Source organism: Cytophagia bacterium CHB2, assembly GCA_030263535.1.
Classification (GTDB): Bacteria; Zhuqueibacterota; Zhuqueibacteria; order Zhuqueibacterales; family Zhuqueibacteraceae; genus Coneutiohabitans.
Map to the genome: position 1 here is coordinate 1 of SZPB01000156.1, position 13,763 is coordinate 13,763.

At 51.7% G+C, this 13,763-nt stretch carries 16 protein-coding genes; 1 reads left to right on the forward strand and 15 read right to left on the reverse strand.

Features of this window, described 5'->3' with window-relative positions; all coding sequences use genetic code 11:
- The 3 genes from FBQ85_15565 to FBQ85_15575 all read right to left on the reverse strand — a co-directional run.
- On the reverse strand, positions 1-466 hold a 466-nt coding region (locus FBQ85_15565), incomplete at its 3' end, for a hypothetical protein (GenBank protein MDL1876566.1).
- A gap of 37 nt (positions 467-503) precedes the next feature.
- Positions 504-1,508, reverse strand: coding sequence for a hypothetical protein (locus tag FBQ85_15570; protein ID MDL1876567.1), 1,005 nt, complete (start codon positions 1,506-1,508; stop codon positions 504-506).
- A gap of 99 nt (positions 1,509-1,607) precedes the next feature.
- Positions 1,608-2,243 carry a hypothetical protein gene (locus tag FBQ85_15575; GenBank protein MDL1876568.1) on the reverse strand — a complete coding sequence of 212 codons (636 nt, stop codon included), beginning with the start codon at positions 2,241-2,243 and terminating at the stop codon, positions 1,608-1,610.
- 214 nt (positions 2,244-2,457) lie between these two features.
- Between FBQ85_15575 and FBQ85_15580 the strand changes: the two genes are divergently transcribed.
- Entirely contained in the window at positions 2,458-2,676 is a 219-nt protein-coding gene (locus tag FBQ85_15580; GenBank protein MDL1876569.1) for a hypothetical protein, read from the forward strand.
- A gap of 77 nt (positions 2,677-2,753) precedes the next feature.
- Here the strand turns inward: FBQ85_15580 and FBQ85_15585 are convergent, their stop codons facing one another.
- From FBQ85_15585 to FBQ85_15640, 12 genes are all read right to left on the reverse strand, one after another.
- Positions 2,754-3,641: a DUF4249 family protein gene (locus tag FBQ85_15585; GenBank protein MDL1876570.1), complete on the reverse strand. Its 888-nt coding sequence runs from the start codon at positions 3,639-3,641 to the stop codon at positions 2,754-2,756.
- 55 nt (positions 3,642-3,696) lie between these two features.
- A complete protein-coding gene (locus FBQ85_15590) occupies positions 3,697-6,048 on the reverse strand; it encodes a TonB-dependent receptor (GenBank protein MDL1876571.1) in 2,352 nt (783 codons plus the stop codon).
- 125 nt (positions 6,049-6,173) lie between these two features.
- The gene (locus tag FBQ85_15595; GenBank protein MDL1876572.1) at positions 6,174-6,503 is read right to left on the reverse strand and encodes a hypothetical protein; all 330 of its coding nucleotides are present in this window, start codon (positions 6,501-6,503) and stop codon (positions 6,174-6,176) included.
- A gap of 93 nt (positions 6,504-6,596) precedes the next feature.
- Positions 6,597-7,694 (reverse strand): c-type cytochrome, encoded by a 1,098-nt coding sequence (locus FBQ85_15600; protein ID MDL1876573.1) that lies wholly within the window; start codon positions 7,692-7,694, stop codon positions 6,597-6,599.
- Positions 7,695-7,697: 3 nt separating this feature from the next.
- A complete protein-coding gene (locus tag FBQ85_15605) occupies positions 7,698-8,402 on the reverse strand; it encodes a hypothetical protein (protein MDL1876574.1) in 705 nt (234 codons plus the stop codon).
- Between the two features lie 88 nt (positions 8,403-8,490).
- The gene (locus FBQ85_15610; GenBank protein MDL1876575.1) at positions 8,491-9,345 is read right to left on the reverse strand and encodes a hypothetical protein; all 855 of its coding nucleotides are present in this window, start codon (positions 9,343-9,345) and stop codon (positions 8,491-8,493) included.
- A 177-nt stretch (positions 9,346-9,522) separates the two neighbouring features.
- Positions 9,523-9,909, reverse strand: a complete 387-nt coding sequence (locus tag FBQ85_15615; GenBank protein ID MDL1876576.1) for a NirD/YgiW/YdeI family stress tolerance protein — start codon at positions 9,907-9,909, stop codon at positions 9,523-9,525.
- Positions 9,910-9,955: 46 nt separating this feature from the next.
- Complete coding sequence (locus FBQ85_15620) at positions 9,956-10,180, reverse strand: hypothetical protein (protein ID MDL1876577.1); 225 nt, start codon at positions 10,178-10,180, stop codon at positions 9,956-9,958.
- A gap of 15 nt (positions 10,181-10,195) precedes the next feature.
- Positions 10,196-10,879 carry a hypothetical protein gene (locus FBQ85_15625; GenBank protein MDL1876578.1) on the reverse strand — a complete coding sequence of 228 codons (684 nt, stop codon included), beginning with the start codon at positions 10,877-10,879 and terminating at the stop codon, positions 10,196-10,198.
- A gap of 51 nt (positions 10,880-10,930) precedes the next feature.
- Complete coding sequence (locus tag FBQ85_15630; protein MDL1876579.1) at positions 10,931-11,614, reverse strand: hypothetical protein; 684 nt, start codon at positions 11,612-11,614, stop codon at positions 10,931-10,933.
- A 121-nt stretch (positions 11,615-11,735) separates the two neighbouring features.
- Positions 11,736-13,157, reverse strand: coding sequence for a hypothetical protein (locus tag FBQ85_15635; GenBank protein ID MDL1876580.1), 1,422 nt, complete (start codon positions 13,155-13,157; stop codon positions 11,736-11,738).
- The coding region (locus tag FBQ85_15640; protein MDL1876581.1) for an ABC transporter ATP-binding protein at positions 13,154-13,763 on the reverse strand (610 nt) is incomplete at its 5' end. The genes FBQ85_15640 and FBQ85_15635, both read right to left, overlap by 4 nt.

Consider the following 13,763-nt stretch of genomic DNA (forward strand, 5'->3'; position numbering starts at 1 on the left):
TGCCGGTGTACGGGCGTGCCCGGCCGGAAATTTTTTTCCCGATCTGAGTTATGGCGCCGGCGATCAAAAAAGATTCGATCATCACCCGGCTCGTGGTCATCAACTTTTTATCCTTTAAAACCAAACCGCCGGCCAGCATGGGAACTGACAAGCCGGCAAGAACATATTCCGCAGAAAGCTTGTCATAAGCATCACCAATTTGGGCCAACTTGCTTGCCGGCTTGATATAAAAATCATCCCGCTCAATAAAATCTTGATCAATGTTCTGGTCCAGCGAAGTGACAAAGATGACGGTAGTGGCTGTGAGCACGAGAAGTTGCAATCCGTCTTTATGATTAAAACGCAAGGGCGAGGAGAAAACGTGGGAAACATCCCCGCCCACTGTTGAAACGAGGGACGTGAACGAGCTTTGCCTGGGCGGATTCTGCAATTCCTGGGCATCGCCGAGGCTTTGCCATGCCAGCATATGCCCACAGAGCATAATTGCCCAAAACCGCCCGTGCTTACTTTGTCGTAAATTTTGAGGGATCGTGGTGGCGCATATCTTTTGTCCATGTGTGCGCATATTCAATCTTGCCTTCCGCATTGATGAATTGTACATGAAACTCAATTGGAGAAACACGAAACCATGCAAAGCCCAAATTGGTTTCAGCGAAAACCGTCATGTCGCCATAACTGGTGTTGCGGCTTTTAGAGCCGGTACCGGATACGATATAGAAAACGCCGTTCCGCGGTCCGAGAAGCTGGCGGTCATGATCGTGCCCGGCGATATACGCATCCACCCGGTATTTTTCCAGAAGCGGCTGCACATTTTCGATCATCGCGCTGACATTACCATGTTTGCCATATGAAAATAAAGGATGGTGTCCGTAAACGACTTTCCAGGTGGCGGTGGAAGCGCCTAGCTCGCGTTCGAGCCAGGCGAGTTGTTTACCATCGTGATCGTCGCGCTCTTTGATTTGCTGTGAATCCAATACAAAAAACTGTGCAGAAGAATTTTCATCAATCTTCCTCGAGAACGTGTAATAGTTATGCGGCATCTTCCATTTTTTGCTAATCTTGCTGTATTCCACCTGATGCCACGCATTGTCGTTGTGATAATCATGATTACCGAGAGAGGCATAAAAAGGAACATCGAGGTGAGACAGGTCGTACATGTTTTCGAATTTTTGGAGCCATTGTATATCGTAAACTGAAGTCACACCGTCGTTATAGAAATTGTCGCCCAGTGTAATCACAAAATGAAGAGAGTCGTTTCGAGCCTTTTCGTTCATCAACTCGGCAACGTGTCTTTGGTCTTCGCCGCCCTTGCCCTGGTCTCCAATGGCAATGAAATAGATGTACTTTTCCGCCGGATTCCGATCGGGGATCGAAAACTCTGGAACCGGTCGGGGGTTGAGAACACGTTTTTGTTCGTCGTTATTTGAGAAACTGCAAGCAGAGGCAAAACAATACGTGCAAACCAAAGCAAGATAATACGGCATTTTTTTTCCCAAGTAACTTCGCATAGTGTTTTCATCCTTGAAGATTAAGACACATTCATGGGTAAAACTGAATCACTCTAAGATCTAACCCTGAATTGGCGCAAGAAAACTTTCAATTTGCGCTTAATCCAACGTTATATAACGCTCGAGTCGTGCAACTTCTTTGGCGTTCCAATATTTGCCCATCTCGCGGCGGAACTGTTCGAGGTTTTTGTAGGGCCGATATTCTTTGAACTCGTGCAACACGCGTTTGCCACTGCCGGGAATGCTGAGAATATCTTCGTCGCCGGCCGTATTCAGATTGATCGGCACGAAAACATATTGCTCGAGGCGCGCCACTTCCTTTTCGTCCACGTATTTTCCGATTTCTTTGCGAAATTGCGCGAGTGATTTGTAGGGCCGGTACTCTTCGAACTCATGCGCAATACGTTTTCCCACGCCCGGAATCATCATGATTTCCGCCTCGGGGGCCGTATTCAGGTTGAGATGAAGGAAAAGTTTTCCATACAATTCCGTCAATTGCTCCGCCTTGAGTGATTTACTCAAGAAGGCATTCAAGTCCGTCATGCTCAAAAAAGGCCGGTTCTCCAGCAGGCCTTTTACCAGCTCCGCATTCATATGCGGCAGCGCGAGCAATTCTTTTTCTCCAGCAATGTTGGGATCGAGCAAACCCTGCTGGCGTCCGAGTTGGGCATCGGCGTTGCCGGCCAGAAGCAGAGACGCAAGTGCAGTTCCAAAGAACAATTTGAGCAGCTTCATGTCACTCTCCGTTTGTTGTTGGTTCACTTTTTTGAGCCGTTTTGAGGATTGTGGGATGTCGGTACGTGAAAGCCAAGCCCAACAAACCCAATTGCAACATCATTCCCGGCGCGAGCACCGGGGGCACGGTTGCGCCGGTTAGGGCCTCACGAAACAACTCCAGCCCGCTAAGCGAAGGATTTATTTCCAATTTGAATTCGATCTTGGCTTTATAATGCTGGCCAATCCCAACAAAGCCGCTCAAAATAAAGAGCAACATCAACAACTGAAAAATTTTGATGCTGGCCGCATTTCGAGCAACAACATGAAAGACGAGCGCGACGGGGCTGGCAGCGATAAGGACCAAAGGCACCAATTGCCAGAAACTTTCAACGTGACCCAACAACAACAATTCCACGCCGACACTGAGTGTTCCAAAGAGGAAGATCAATAAAACCAGTTTGCGGATGGCGGACATGCTCGTTTGTATTTCTCGAAATTGTTTGCAAGCAGGAATAGAACGATCTGGCGTCAAGGCCGCAAGATCTCAAAATAAGCCGTATCAGCAACGGCTGATCCGAACACGCCGATGCCATCGCCCTCGATATGAAAAGCCGGCTCATGATAGTTACCGTCGATGCCTTGCAGCAATTCATGCGTTATTTGAAAATCGCGGAAGTTGCGATCGGCGGCATAGATGATCACGCGATACCTGCTGTAAAAAAAGGTAAACAAGGAAAGAATTTCGGTGTTCGATATGCCGGGCGTCAATGGCCGGTCTTGCAGCCAGTAGTACAGATATTTGTATTCTTCGAAATCCGTAAAGACGTCTTCCGCCGTCAGTTCTCGAAACGGATTATCGTAAATAAATTTCGAAGTATCCGCATCAAGCGCGACCAGCGAGACTAGATAGTACCCCGTGCCCGGCGACCGTTCGAAGACGACATCAAAATTGATTAGATTGCCCTGGGCGTCGCGTTGGCGATAGACCATGCTTCCCAAGTTCGAACGCTCTTCTAATATCTTAAAGCCGGCGTTGGGAACGGTTGTGGTTGCACTCGCATGCAATGTCCGGCCGTCGATGCCAGCCTCAACGTTGAGTGTGTAGGTTGTATTGTAAGCAACATCGAATTGCGCTTCATAGGCCTGGGTTTGCGGATTGTAGAGCAGCGTGCGCCGAGCGCCGGCAGCGTCGCTGATGGTGACGCTGGCGTTCGGTATCGCTATGTCGGCCGGATCGATGACGACATTCACGGGAAAATTTCTACTGATTTTAATCTGAGGAACCTGGCCGGGTATGAGAATGCCTTGCACGGCAATCTTGGGCTGATACGTTGCCTCCGTAATAGAAAGATTGCTTTCCCCGCAGGCGGCGAGCATCATCACAACCAGACTCATCACTGCGTTCAATTTGTTCATATTATGCACTCAGATCATCAGGCGAAACGGCGGATTTTGAATGAACCGTTTTGCGCTAAAACTTAAAATTCACGCCCAGCGTTGGCAGAATCGGGAACATCGCGATCGGGTCAATCACCGGGGTCAGAACGGCGCCGGAACTACTGGGGATGGCATCATAATCAACAAACCAGACGTTCTTGCGGTAACCAACATTGAAAATCTGAAGGTAGGGCAGCATTGTCCAATTTCTGTAGTGTTTTTCATAGGTAATACTCACGTCCAGGCGCATGTAGGGCGGCAAGCGAAAGCCGTTGATCACACTGGGAAAAACTTCCGGACTGGCAAAATCCCAATCCGGCGCCGTGCTCACAAAATAATGTGAGCCAGGCAGGGTGATGGGTTGCCCGCTGGTGTAAACGAAGATGACGCCGAGGCGCCAGTTGGTTTTGTGTTGTATCAAATCTTGTTTGCGCAACCGGCGTTTGAAATTCTTCCAATCGAGGTTGCCCACAATATTGAAGACATGCGCGCGATCGTGCCGGGGCGCAAAAGCTTTGCCCTGATTGATGCGGTCGAACGCGTACCTTGTCCGCGCCAGACTGTAACTCAGCCACCCGGTGAAGACGCCTTGCTCTTTGCGCAATAAAAACTCGAGGCCTTTGCTGTCGCCGTCGCCACGATGAAAGATCGCCTCGGTTTGCGTGTAAATCGGGACATCGCCGTCAAACGCCTGCGGCGTGATGTCCACTTTATAATTCTCGTTGAAAGCGTAAACGTTCTGATAGTCTTTGTAGTAGGCTTCGATCTCAACTTGATAGCCGGAGCCAAAATCCTTGCTGATTCCTGCAATGGCATGTTGCGCAGAGGATTCCTTGAGCGCGCGATCCGAAGCCACCCAATTGTCTGCGATAAATGTTCGCGGCACACGGTGCAAATATTGATAGTAAGTGCCACCCGCGGCCTTCACATTGAAGGAATCCGTAAGCCGGTACTTTGCTGCAAAACGCGGCGCTAAATTTTTGAATTTCTTCTCGCCCTCAAAAAAGTCGTAACGCAAACCGGCAACCAAATCCCATCTTATGGCGGGCTGCCAATTGCCCGAAAAATAGGCGGCATAGTGCCTGGGTTTGTGGTCGATGTCGATAATGCCGCTCTGCGTTTCATGCTTGTAAACGAGATGAAGATTTTTTTGCTCAAAGCCAAGATCTGCCCGCACTGTTTTGGACAGATGATACTCAAAATCACCCTTGAACGAAACGTCGGAGATATAATTTTTTTCCGTGAATACAAAATCGAACAATTGGCTGAAATCGGCATTGGAGTCGAACCGGCTGCCGGTGATCCACAAATTAGCAAACAGTTGCGGAGAAAAAATGCGCGTCCAACGCACGCTGCCGGTGCGGTTGCCCCAATCGTACTTCAGCGCAGCCTGATCTCGCACTTTTTTATTGAACGTGTAATTCAAATCGTCAGTGCTGCCGTAACCGCTGATCGTCAATTTATTTTTGCTGTTGAGATCAAAGAACGCTTTGAGGTTGCCGTCGAGAAAATAATAATCCGGCACTTCCTCCACAAACTTGGCAACGGTTTGATCAAAATACGTTCGCCGCAACGAGCCTGAAAGCGAGCTGGACTTGCCGAGCGGCATCTGCAGAGTGGTTTTGGCGCTCAACAGGCTGATGGATCCGGATGCTTCGAAGCGCTCACGATTGCCGTCGAAATTGGTCACGCTGAGAACCGAGGACAGACGCCCGCCGTACTTCGCGCTGAACCCGCCCTTGGAAAGCTCGATTTGCTTGATGGCATCCGTATTGAACGTGGAGAAAACGCCAAACGCGTGCTCGGGATTATAAACATCCGTGCCGTCCATCAAATAGAGATTTTGATCCGGCGTGCCGCCGCGCACATACAGCGCGGAGGAAAAATCGGACACCGGCATGATGCCCGGCAATGTTTGCAGCGACCGCAACAAGTCGGTTTCCACCACTTGCGGAATCTGCTGGATTTGGCGCAGTGAAATTTCAAGCGTTGAAAGCTCACGTTCGTACAACCTCTGCGCGGGAATCGAATCTCCGGAAATGACGACGCCTTCGGTGACGATGCTTTGGGCTTGCAGACTCACTGTGATCGTCTTCGCCTCGCCCTCCGCCAGCGAGGTTTCTTGTTTATAAGACTGATACCCGATATGGCGCACGATGACGGTATAAGCGCCAACTGGAACATGCGGGATGGCGTAGTAGCCGCTGAGATTCGTGCTGCTGCCGATTTTGGTTTTATCCAAATAAACATTCGCACCAATCAGCGCTTCACCGTTGGCCGCGTCGTAAATAAACCCATGAATGGTCGCGTTTTGCCGATCCTGGCCCGATACGAATGAACCCTGGGCGATGAGCACGAACACCAGGATGAGAAGTTTTTTCAACATACCTTTCTCTTCAGATAAAAAACGGCCAGACGCATTTTCCGCACGTGGGCGCTGCTTGCCCGCCTCTCCGGATAAGGAATGTTCTTAATCGCGAGTTGCTCAAGGTTATCCGCAATGCCAGACGATCAAGGCTTGCTCGCTGGCTTAACGCGCTCATCGACTCGCCACCGGTGGCCTTTTTCTTTGAAGTCGCCGTGATACTGCCCAAAGCTGTTGGCCTTTTCCTTGTCATCAAGCCATTTGCTCAAGACATACTCGTTGCCGGCATGAGCCTGTTTTTCAATGCACACGGCGCGATATTGCATTTGTTTACCCTCTGCCGCGGGCGCGGCTGAGGCGCCATTTGCTAAAACGGAGGGTTGGGCTGCCGCTTCCGTTTTTTCTGAAGAACTACAGCAGAGCAACAGCCCAAGCATGAGGGCGAGCAAAAAAGCTAAGTAAAATGGCTTGCGCATAATGAACCTCCTTCCAATATAAAGCTGGAGAATACGCTGCTAATTTTGACGAATAGTTTCTAACGGCAATTTCCAAATGGACCTTTAGTGACATCACCACCAAAGCCCGCCGTCGGCATATTCCCATAGCAAGAATCCGACGAGACGATAGTCAAACGGCCGCTCGCTGCTCACCGGAATTTGGCTGCCAAATGAAACCGCAATATGGCCGCGGCGGACCAGGCCGTAATAAAACTGCGGCGTGATAAACAATTCCGTCTTGCCGGACTCGGTCGCCGTGATTCCATTGAACTCAAGCATGGGAATCAGCCCCTTTTTCTCTTTGGTCACCGGCACTGTGAGGGCAAAGTTATAAAGTAATTCATTTTCGCCGGCCTCTGATTCCAACGGCGCTTCGAACTTCACGCTGGATTGCACATAAAAGCCGTCAAAACCTTTGCCGGCAGCCAGAAAGGGGGCAAGCTTCCACGTTCCGTTGCCAATACCAATTTCAGATTTTCCGGTGGGCGCGGCTGCTTCAAGTCCGCCGCTGAAGATGAACATCGATGCAGGGCGATGGGCAAGCACGTGTTTCACACTCACTTCAACATCGCCGATGCCGGAAGACAAAGCCGGGCCTGATTCCGTGGCGAACGGCACGGCGACTTCCCACTGACCCTTCCGGCCCAGACGCCTCTCATAAACCAGCTTGGTGACCGTCGATGTCCGGGCGTCATTGGTATAGGTTGGAATCAGCAACGCTTCATTTTCAGGAAAGGCTTTTGAAGTGATCTGCGGCCGCCGAAAATTCAACTCACCCTGGGGCCAGCCGGTGTCCGTGCAAAATGTCTTGAGATAATCAATAATCGTGTCGATCTGGGCTGCGGTCAGCACCTCGCCATAGGCGGGCATGCTCATGGAAAGTCCGCGCGCCTCGCCCCCGCGCGCTATCACGGCGCTCCAATCACGGCGCGGCTCGCGCGAATTGAAACTGCAATCGGTCAAATCCGGCGGTGGGGGATCGAGCTTCAGCCCCTCCACGTTGCCCGTGCCATCGAAGCCATGGCAACTTGCGCAACCGGCATATTCTTCGTACAAAAATTTGCCGCGCGAACTGCTGCTTTGACGATCTTCCTGTGCTTCACAAAGGCCAATCGGTAACACCACTGCAAAAGATGCCATGAGTCGAGAAAGAGCTTGCATCGGCGCCATCCCTCAGTTCGTTTCAGCCGTTGTAAACCAGGTCTCAATAATCGAAACATTGCCATCTTCTGTTACCGTTCCGAGTCCCAGCGTGTATTGCGTGCCTGGAACGAGAAAACCGTCGGGCACTGCAAATTTAGACGCAGTTCCGGCCAATCTTGCCGTGAATTCTACCTGCAAGTCGTCTTGTTCGATATAGATGAGATAAGCCGCAACGTTCTTGACCGGCGCCCAGGCGATCGCGAGGTTTTTAACCGGCACGCCCTCTGCTTCGGCTTTGGGTTGAACAAACGACGTCGTCGCCGGCAGCGTGTGACTCAATGTGGAATTGCCTTCCAATTTGACGCCGGCGGCGGTTTCACCAGAAAACGTGTAAACGCCTTCCGGATAAGCGGCTTTCAAGCCCGCAACATCCCTGGGCTCCGGCGATTCGAAACGGAACTGGCGAATTCCTAAGGTGGAAGCATCGGGCGCTTTGAAATCGACAACGGTGCGGCCGTCAGGAGAGACCACCGTGAGTTTGGTGAGGCCTTCGGGGCCGCCCTTGACTTCGAACACAACTTCGACGTCCTCATCTGTGGCGTTCTGTTCAAAGTGAACATGCGCTTTGGTAAACGATTCAGGTGGATTGGGCCCGTTGCCTGCGCCTGCAAACGACAAGCCGTAGGCACCGAAAAGGAAGGTCGCTGTGGTGAGAATTCGCAATCGTCTTTTCATGTCGACTCCTTGAGCACAAGTTGGGCAAAACAATTCACTGGCAAGATGAGTTATAATGGTTTGCGATTGAATCATTTTGCCGGCGACTCTAATGCACCGAAAACATCAGGCCGATTTCCGGTGCAAAATCTGTCGCTTTTGAAGTAATACCAAAGCCGCTGTTGACTTTGAGCACCACAACCCGGCTGAAATGCGCCTGAATCTCGGGAATCAAAAAGACTTCATCTTCGGTGCCTTCCAGCATGAAGAATACGCGGAAATTATCGGATACGCGTTTTAGATACTCAATGGCATACTCGCCCGGGCCGGCGGCTTTTTCTGCCGCTGCATATTCGACCGCCGCACGCAGCGTGATCGTACCCCAACGAAATCCTTTAATCAAGCCCGAACCGAATTTGAATTCCCAGTCGCTGGTGCCAATAAGACTATGCTTTTCCGCGGTCGGAAAAACCGTTTCGAAATAACTGATAAATTCGGGCGTGTTGGGCCGCTCACGATTCCAGCGATAGCGAATTTGACCTTCCACATCGCCCAGCCCCGATTTCTCAAGTCTTGCCGGCATGGCGGAGGGATCCTGCGGAGATTTGTCGAGCTTAGCGGAAATCATCGCCATTTCAAATTCAACGGCGAGCTTGTTCGAAAAACCGTAGGCCAAAAAGATCAAACCTTCGTTGGCGCGGAAACGGCCGCGGAAATCCTGATTCAAACCATAACCCAACTCCGCCGGTTTGTATTCGGCATTTTTGTCGCGGTAGTACTCGTAAAAAGGATAGATTTTTAATTCGCCTTTTTCGATGTAGGTGCCGAATTGCGACAACGGCATTCCCGGGCCGCGATCACGCAAATACCCCGGCAACAATTCCTGGGAAATGCCGATCATGGGTTGCAGAACAATAGCGGTCGTGATCAGGGCAAACACAACGGAAATCTTTTTGCATGTCATACAGTCTCCTTACTGCCTCAAGCTTAATCTAAGTGAGTTGCAACGGTCTCACGAAGCAGATGCAATGAGCACCCAGTGTCTAAACGCCCGGAAGATTTGGGCAAAATAAAAAGGAAAGCCTGTTTGACTTTCCTTCGGCGGGCGCAATTTTTCCCAAGCTCGGGCCCGCTACCGTGCCTAGCGGGCTGGGCTAGAACCATCCTGTGCTTTTATCTCGCCGTCGACCAACTCGATGCGTTTGACTTCCACTTCCATCGATCTTAACCACTCTTTCTCGACCTTACCTGCGATGCGGACTTTGGTGCCTGGATCAACCTTGCGGCCTTTCCACTTGTCGTTGTCGATCTCGACCTCGATCTCTCCGCTTTGATCGCGAAAGATATACTTCTCTTCGCGAACTTGCTTCACAATGTGCCCTTCCAGAGTGAACCAGGCATTATCATCCATTTGCTTTATGGCGGCAACGGTTTGCACGTTTGTCGAATCGCTCACGAATTGGCTCGCACCGGTCTGCGACAAACCGAACATAACCCCAACAAATAGGAATACGCCAAGCTTGCTCATGTCGCTCCTCCTTTTTCAATAAACCGTCGCTTTTACGATCAACCGGCTAGAGTTTTAGCAACTTGAGGATGGCATTCACCACAAAAACGCCGGCGGCAATCAAACCCGCGTCCATCGCGGTGGCAGGCGTGTCTAACATGCCGGCGTCAAACCATTCCTTCGCTTGCAGCACCACAAAGCCCACAACTGCTATCTTCACAGACGTGAGAAGCAGACTACTCCATCCGGCAGCAGAAGCGTCAGTCTTTGACAATGTTTTTGCAGTTTCCATCGTTTTCTCCAATTATTATTTTTTTACAATCGCTTCAGAAGGTGGTTTATCCAAGTACTTTACCGGGCTTAATACCAATTGATCGAAGCCAACGCCTTCCATGCCGGCTTGCATGCGCACGGTGACTTCACCGCTGATTTGGAACGTGACCAATGACTCAGAAGCGGATTTGCCGCCTTCCAGATCACAGCTTACCCAGGCCCAGCCTTGCTTGGTCGGGCCTTGCGCGGTAAGGTAACTTTTCGTGCCGGGCTTAAAAACCGGGTTGCCCGCCTTATCCACCGCGTCCGAGAATTGCACCCAGAATTTGTTCGCCTGCGATACGCCTTTGGGCGCCCCGACTTTCATGTGAATCCAGCAGCGATAGGCGACGCCGCTTTGAACTTTGATCTTGAATTTCACATGAGGGTCGCTCTCCGGGGGAGGATCCAAATTCCCGCCGGTGTTGGGCGTTCCGGCCAGCTTGCCGCCGGGTGAAGCCGGGTCTTGCCAAAAATCAAATTCCGACAGTGCGCTCTCTGGCAAGTCAGAAGCATAAATGACGACGTCCGGTGCTGTGCCGTTCGCCTTCTTGTCTTGCATCGCCACGCTTTTTGCCGAGCCGGTCGCGGTACCGGATTCGCCGCGGAATGCCAACATCAGGCAAAAAGAACCCAAAAGAAATGTTAGTCCAACCAACCTCTGCACTCGTTTTGTCATCTTGACTCCTTGCGCTTCTCGCATGAATTGTACCGGAAATCGTACTGCCTTTTATTTCTCAGACAACAGGTCAATGTTCTTGGTCTCACCGACCTGCAAGCCTCTGACGCGATCGAGAAGTTTCTGATAGTCTTCATCGCCCGGCTTGTATTCAATGACCACATTAGCAGTCAGGCCGCTCGCTCCGGTGGCGCGATGCACGACTTTGAGCGTGCCATCCTCTTGCATCGTGATTGTACCGGTCGAGCCTGCTGCCGTTCCACCGGCCTCGGTTCTGCCTTCAACCGGGCCATCACCAACCTGGCTGAAGGCATCATTGAACAGGTTCGCGGCTCCAACCGTTACGACTTGCGCGCCGTCCTCCGGGCCTTCCACTAAAACCGCACGCTCGCCGTCAATGTATTCGACGCTGACACGTTCGCGCACAAAAACCAGTGAATCAGGACTCTTAAAAACCCAGGTGTTGCCATTTTGATCATAAACCACCGCAGCCGTGGGAACAATCTTGCGCACCTGTCCCGAGATTTTCTCTTCACGAGCCGGGGCCGTTGCAATACCCAGTTCTGCCGCCCGTTTCGCGGTCAATCGCACACGATGCAACGCCTGTCCGGTGTACTCCAGTTTGGCGTACTTTTCGAGATCAGGCGGGGCGTCAGCCTTTTGTTGGCACGCGAAAAGCTGTAATCCCAAAAGGATCGTTACCGGCAGAATCATCCTTCGTTGGCTGCGCTGCATCCTTACCTCCGTGAATTCATGGTAATAGACATTTAACGGCAAACAAACCGATACTCTTTTAAGCAAAATAAGTGGCACAATATGAGTGAAATTTTTAGCACAAAAGCAAAAACTTTAACCGCTAGGATTCTTCCGTCGACTCGCCCATGTCGATTTTCCGGCGCCGCATGCGGTAAAGAAGCACGATACCCAAAATCAACACAAGCGGGCCTCCAATCGCATAGGGCAGCACACCACCGGGATTGAGTTTGGTAAACGGCGTCACAACAAGGTGAATGCCCGAGCTGGCGACCGGCAGGCTGGTGGCTTCCTGGCCCGGCGGCTCCGGAATAACGACCATGTAAATCAAGTAATCGCCATCCAAAATCGCATTGACGCGCCAGGAATGGGTGACGGATTGGCCTGCCGCCAAGCCGTCAACGTATTGCGTTCGTTGCGGCGACCAGTCTTCCGGATCAACGATATCACCGGCAGCATCAAGGTTGATGATGTTCATCGCCAAACACAGCGGCGCGGAAGTTTCCGTGCCACTGTTAGTCACAGTCGTGTTATAGATAATGTGATCTCCCGCTTTCACCATTTGATGTTCCATGTCAATGGTGATCTGCAAATCCTGGTAAAGCACGGATGATTCCTGCGCGGCGACCGGTGCTGCGCTCCACACCAGCATCATGCCGGCAATCACAGACACGCCGATGAGACGGCCCAGCTTTGTCCAGAACTTGCCGGCCTTTCCACCTTCAAGGCGGAGATCCGGAGCAGCCCAAAGGAACAGCAAACCATACAGCAAAAGGGCCAGCGCCGCGGGCGCGACCAGCCAGGGCCACCACTCTTCGAATGTTCGGTTGTTGACCAGAATCTTCGACAGAAAATGATTCGTGGAGGCAATCGGATTCACCTGTTGCAGCAATGATCCCATTTGGCCAGTTTGTGCACGGCCCGGCAATTGTGAGGGCAGCAGAAAAAGGACGTACAAGCCCAATCCGGTAAACAAACTAGTTTTGTTGGAGTTGGACCAGAAGCTCGCCAGCATGCCCATCGCCGTAAACGCAGGCGCCAAAAGGGTTCCCGTTAGCGCGCCCCACGGCACAGCGGCGGCAAAGACTTCATTGCCCTGCGAAAGCACTTTCATATAGGGAATGGCAATCAGATAAGCAACTGGCCAAGGCGAAACACCGGCGAGAAACTTGCCGAAGACGATCTGCCGGCGGCTCGTGGGCGTTAACAGTAGCGACTCCAGCGTGGCGCGCTCCCGCTCACCGCTGATGCTATCAGCACCGATAATCAAGCTGATGAACAAGCCCACGGCAATTGCGGCTTTCAGCGTTTCATAAGTCATTTCCTGTGGCGGAATGAGGCTTAATTCGCTGTTGCTCGCCATCACGTAGGTCATGATTCCCAACAAAACGCTAAAAATAAGCAGGAGGACCGGCGCTTTTCCTCCCATCCACAATTCATTGAGTTCTCTAAGGAAAACGAGCCACCAGGTTGGCGACCCGGAACCCGACATGTCAGCGGAATTCAAGTTGTTTCTATTACTCATGCCATCGCCTCCTCGGTTAAGTGCAGAAAGACGTCTTGCAATCGGCTGCGTTCCGCTTCAAAATTTAAAATCGGAATTTCAGCGCGGATCAGCGCTTCCAAAATTCTATTGTTGAGATAAGGATCTTCCGTCAAATCAACATCGCCCGACTCTGAAAACGCCACGCGCAACCAACCGCCATCCTCGCTCGCAAGCGTCACGTTCTTGACCTGCGGCACCGCGGCTAATATTTTTCGCGCTTCCGCCGTCGAAGCTGCCGGGATTTGAATGCGAATGCCGCTGCCCTGCACCATACCACCCTTGCCCGAGCGACCGCGCCGGAGGACTTCGTCCACGGTTCCGGAAGCAACCACTTGTCCCAGGTTCATGATCAACACGTCGTCACAAATGCTTTCCACCTCGGGCAAATCGTGGCTGCACAAAATGACGCCGACATTGCGTTCGCGCGCGATGCGTTCGATCAGATCGAGCAACTCTTTTTGGCCGCGCGGATCCAGGCCCAATGTCGGCTCGTCCAGAAAAAGCACGGAGGGATCGTTGACCAGCGTGCGCGCAATGCCCAAGCGTTGCCGCATGCCGCGACTATAGGTGCCGATCAGGGATTTT

Bases quoted from the DNA above. Each gene is read 5' to 3' on its own strand.
- FBQ85_15595 (MDL1876572.1), bottom strand. From the start codon at position 6,503: ATGCGCAAGCCATTTTACTTAGCTTTTTTGCTCGCCCTCATGCTTGGG.
- FBQ85_15625 (MDL1876578.1), bottom strand. From the start codon at position 10,879: ATGACAAAACGAGTGCAGAGGTTGGTTGGACTAACATTTCTTTTGGGT.
- FBQ85_15620 (MDL1876577.1), bottom strand. From the start codon at position 10,180: ATGGAAACTGCAAAAACATTGTCAAAGACTGACGCTTCTGCTGCCGGA.
- FBQ85_15615 (MDL1876576.1), bottom strand. From the start codon at position 9,909: ATGAGCAAGCTTGGCGTATTCCTATTTGTTGGGGTTATGTTCGGTTTG.
- FBQ85_15635 (MDL1876580.1), bottom strand. From the start codon at position 13,157: ATGAGTAATAGAAACAACTTGAATTCCGCTGACATGTCGGGTTCCGGG.
- FBQ85_15610 (MDL1876575.1), bottom strand. From the start codon at position 9,345: ATGACATGCAAAAAGATTTCCGTTGTGTTTGCCCTGATCACGACCGCT.
- FBQ85_15575 (MDL1876568.1), bottom strand. From the start codon at position 2,243: ATGAAGCTGCTCAAATTGTTCTTTGGAACTGCACTTGCGTCTCTGCTT.
- FBQ85_15630 (MDL1876579.1), bottom strand. From the start codon at position 11,614: ATGCAGCGCAGCCAACGAAGGATGATTCTGCCGGTAACGATCCTTTTG.
- FBQ85_15590 (MDL1876571.1), bottom strand. From the start codon at position 6,048: ATGTTGAAAAAACTTCTCATCCTGGTGTTCGTGCTCATCGCCCAGGGT.
- FBQ85_15570 (MDL1876567.1), bottom strand. From the start codon at position 1,508: ATGCGAAGTTACTTGGGAAAAAAAATGCCGTATTATCTTGCTTTGGTT.
- FBQ85_15600 (MDL1876573.1), bottom strand. From the start codon at position 7,694: ATGGCGCCGATGCAAGCTCTTTCTCGACTCATGGCATCTTTTGCAGTG.
- FBQ85_15605 (MDL1876574.1), bottom strand. From the start codon at position 8,402: ATGAAAAGACGATTGCGAATTCTCACCACAGCGACCTTCCTTTTCGGT.
- FBQ85_15580 (MDL1876569.1), top strand. From the start codon at position 2,458: ATGCTGGCCAATCCCAACAAAGCCGCTCAAAATAAAGAGCAACATCAA.
- FBQ85_15585 (MDL1876570.1), bottom strand. From the start codon at position 3,641: ATGAACAAATTGAACGCAGTGATGAGTCTGGTTGTGATGATGCTCGCC.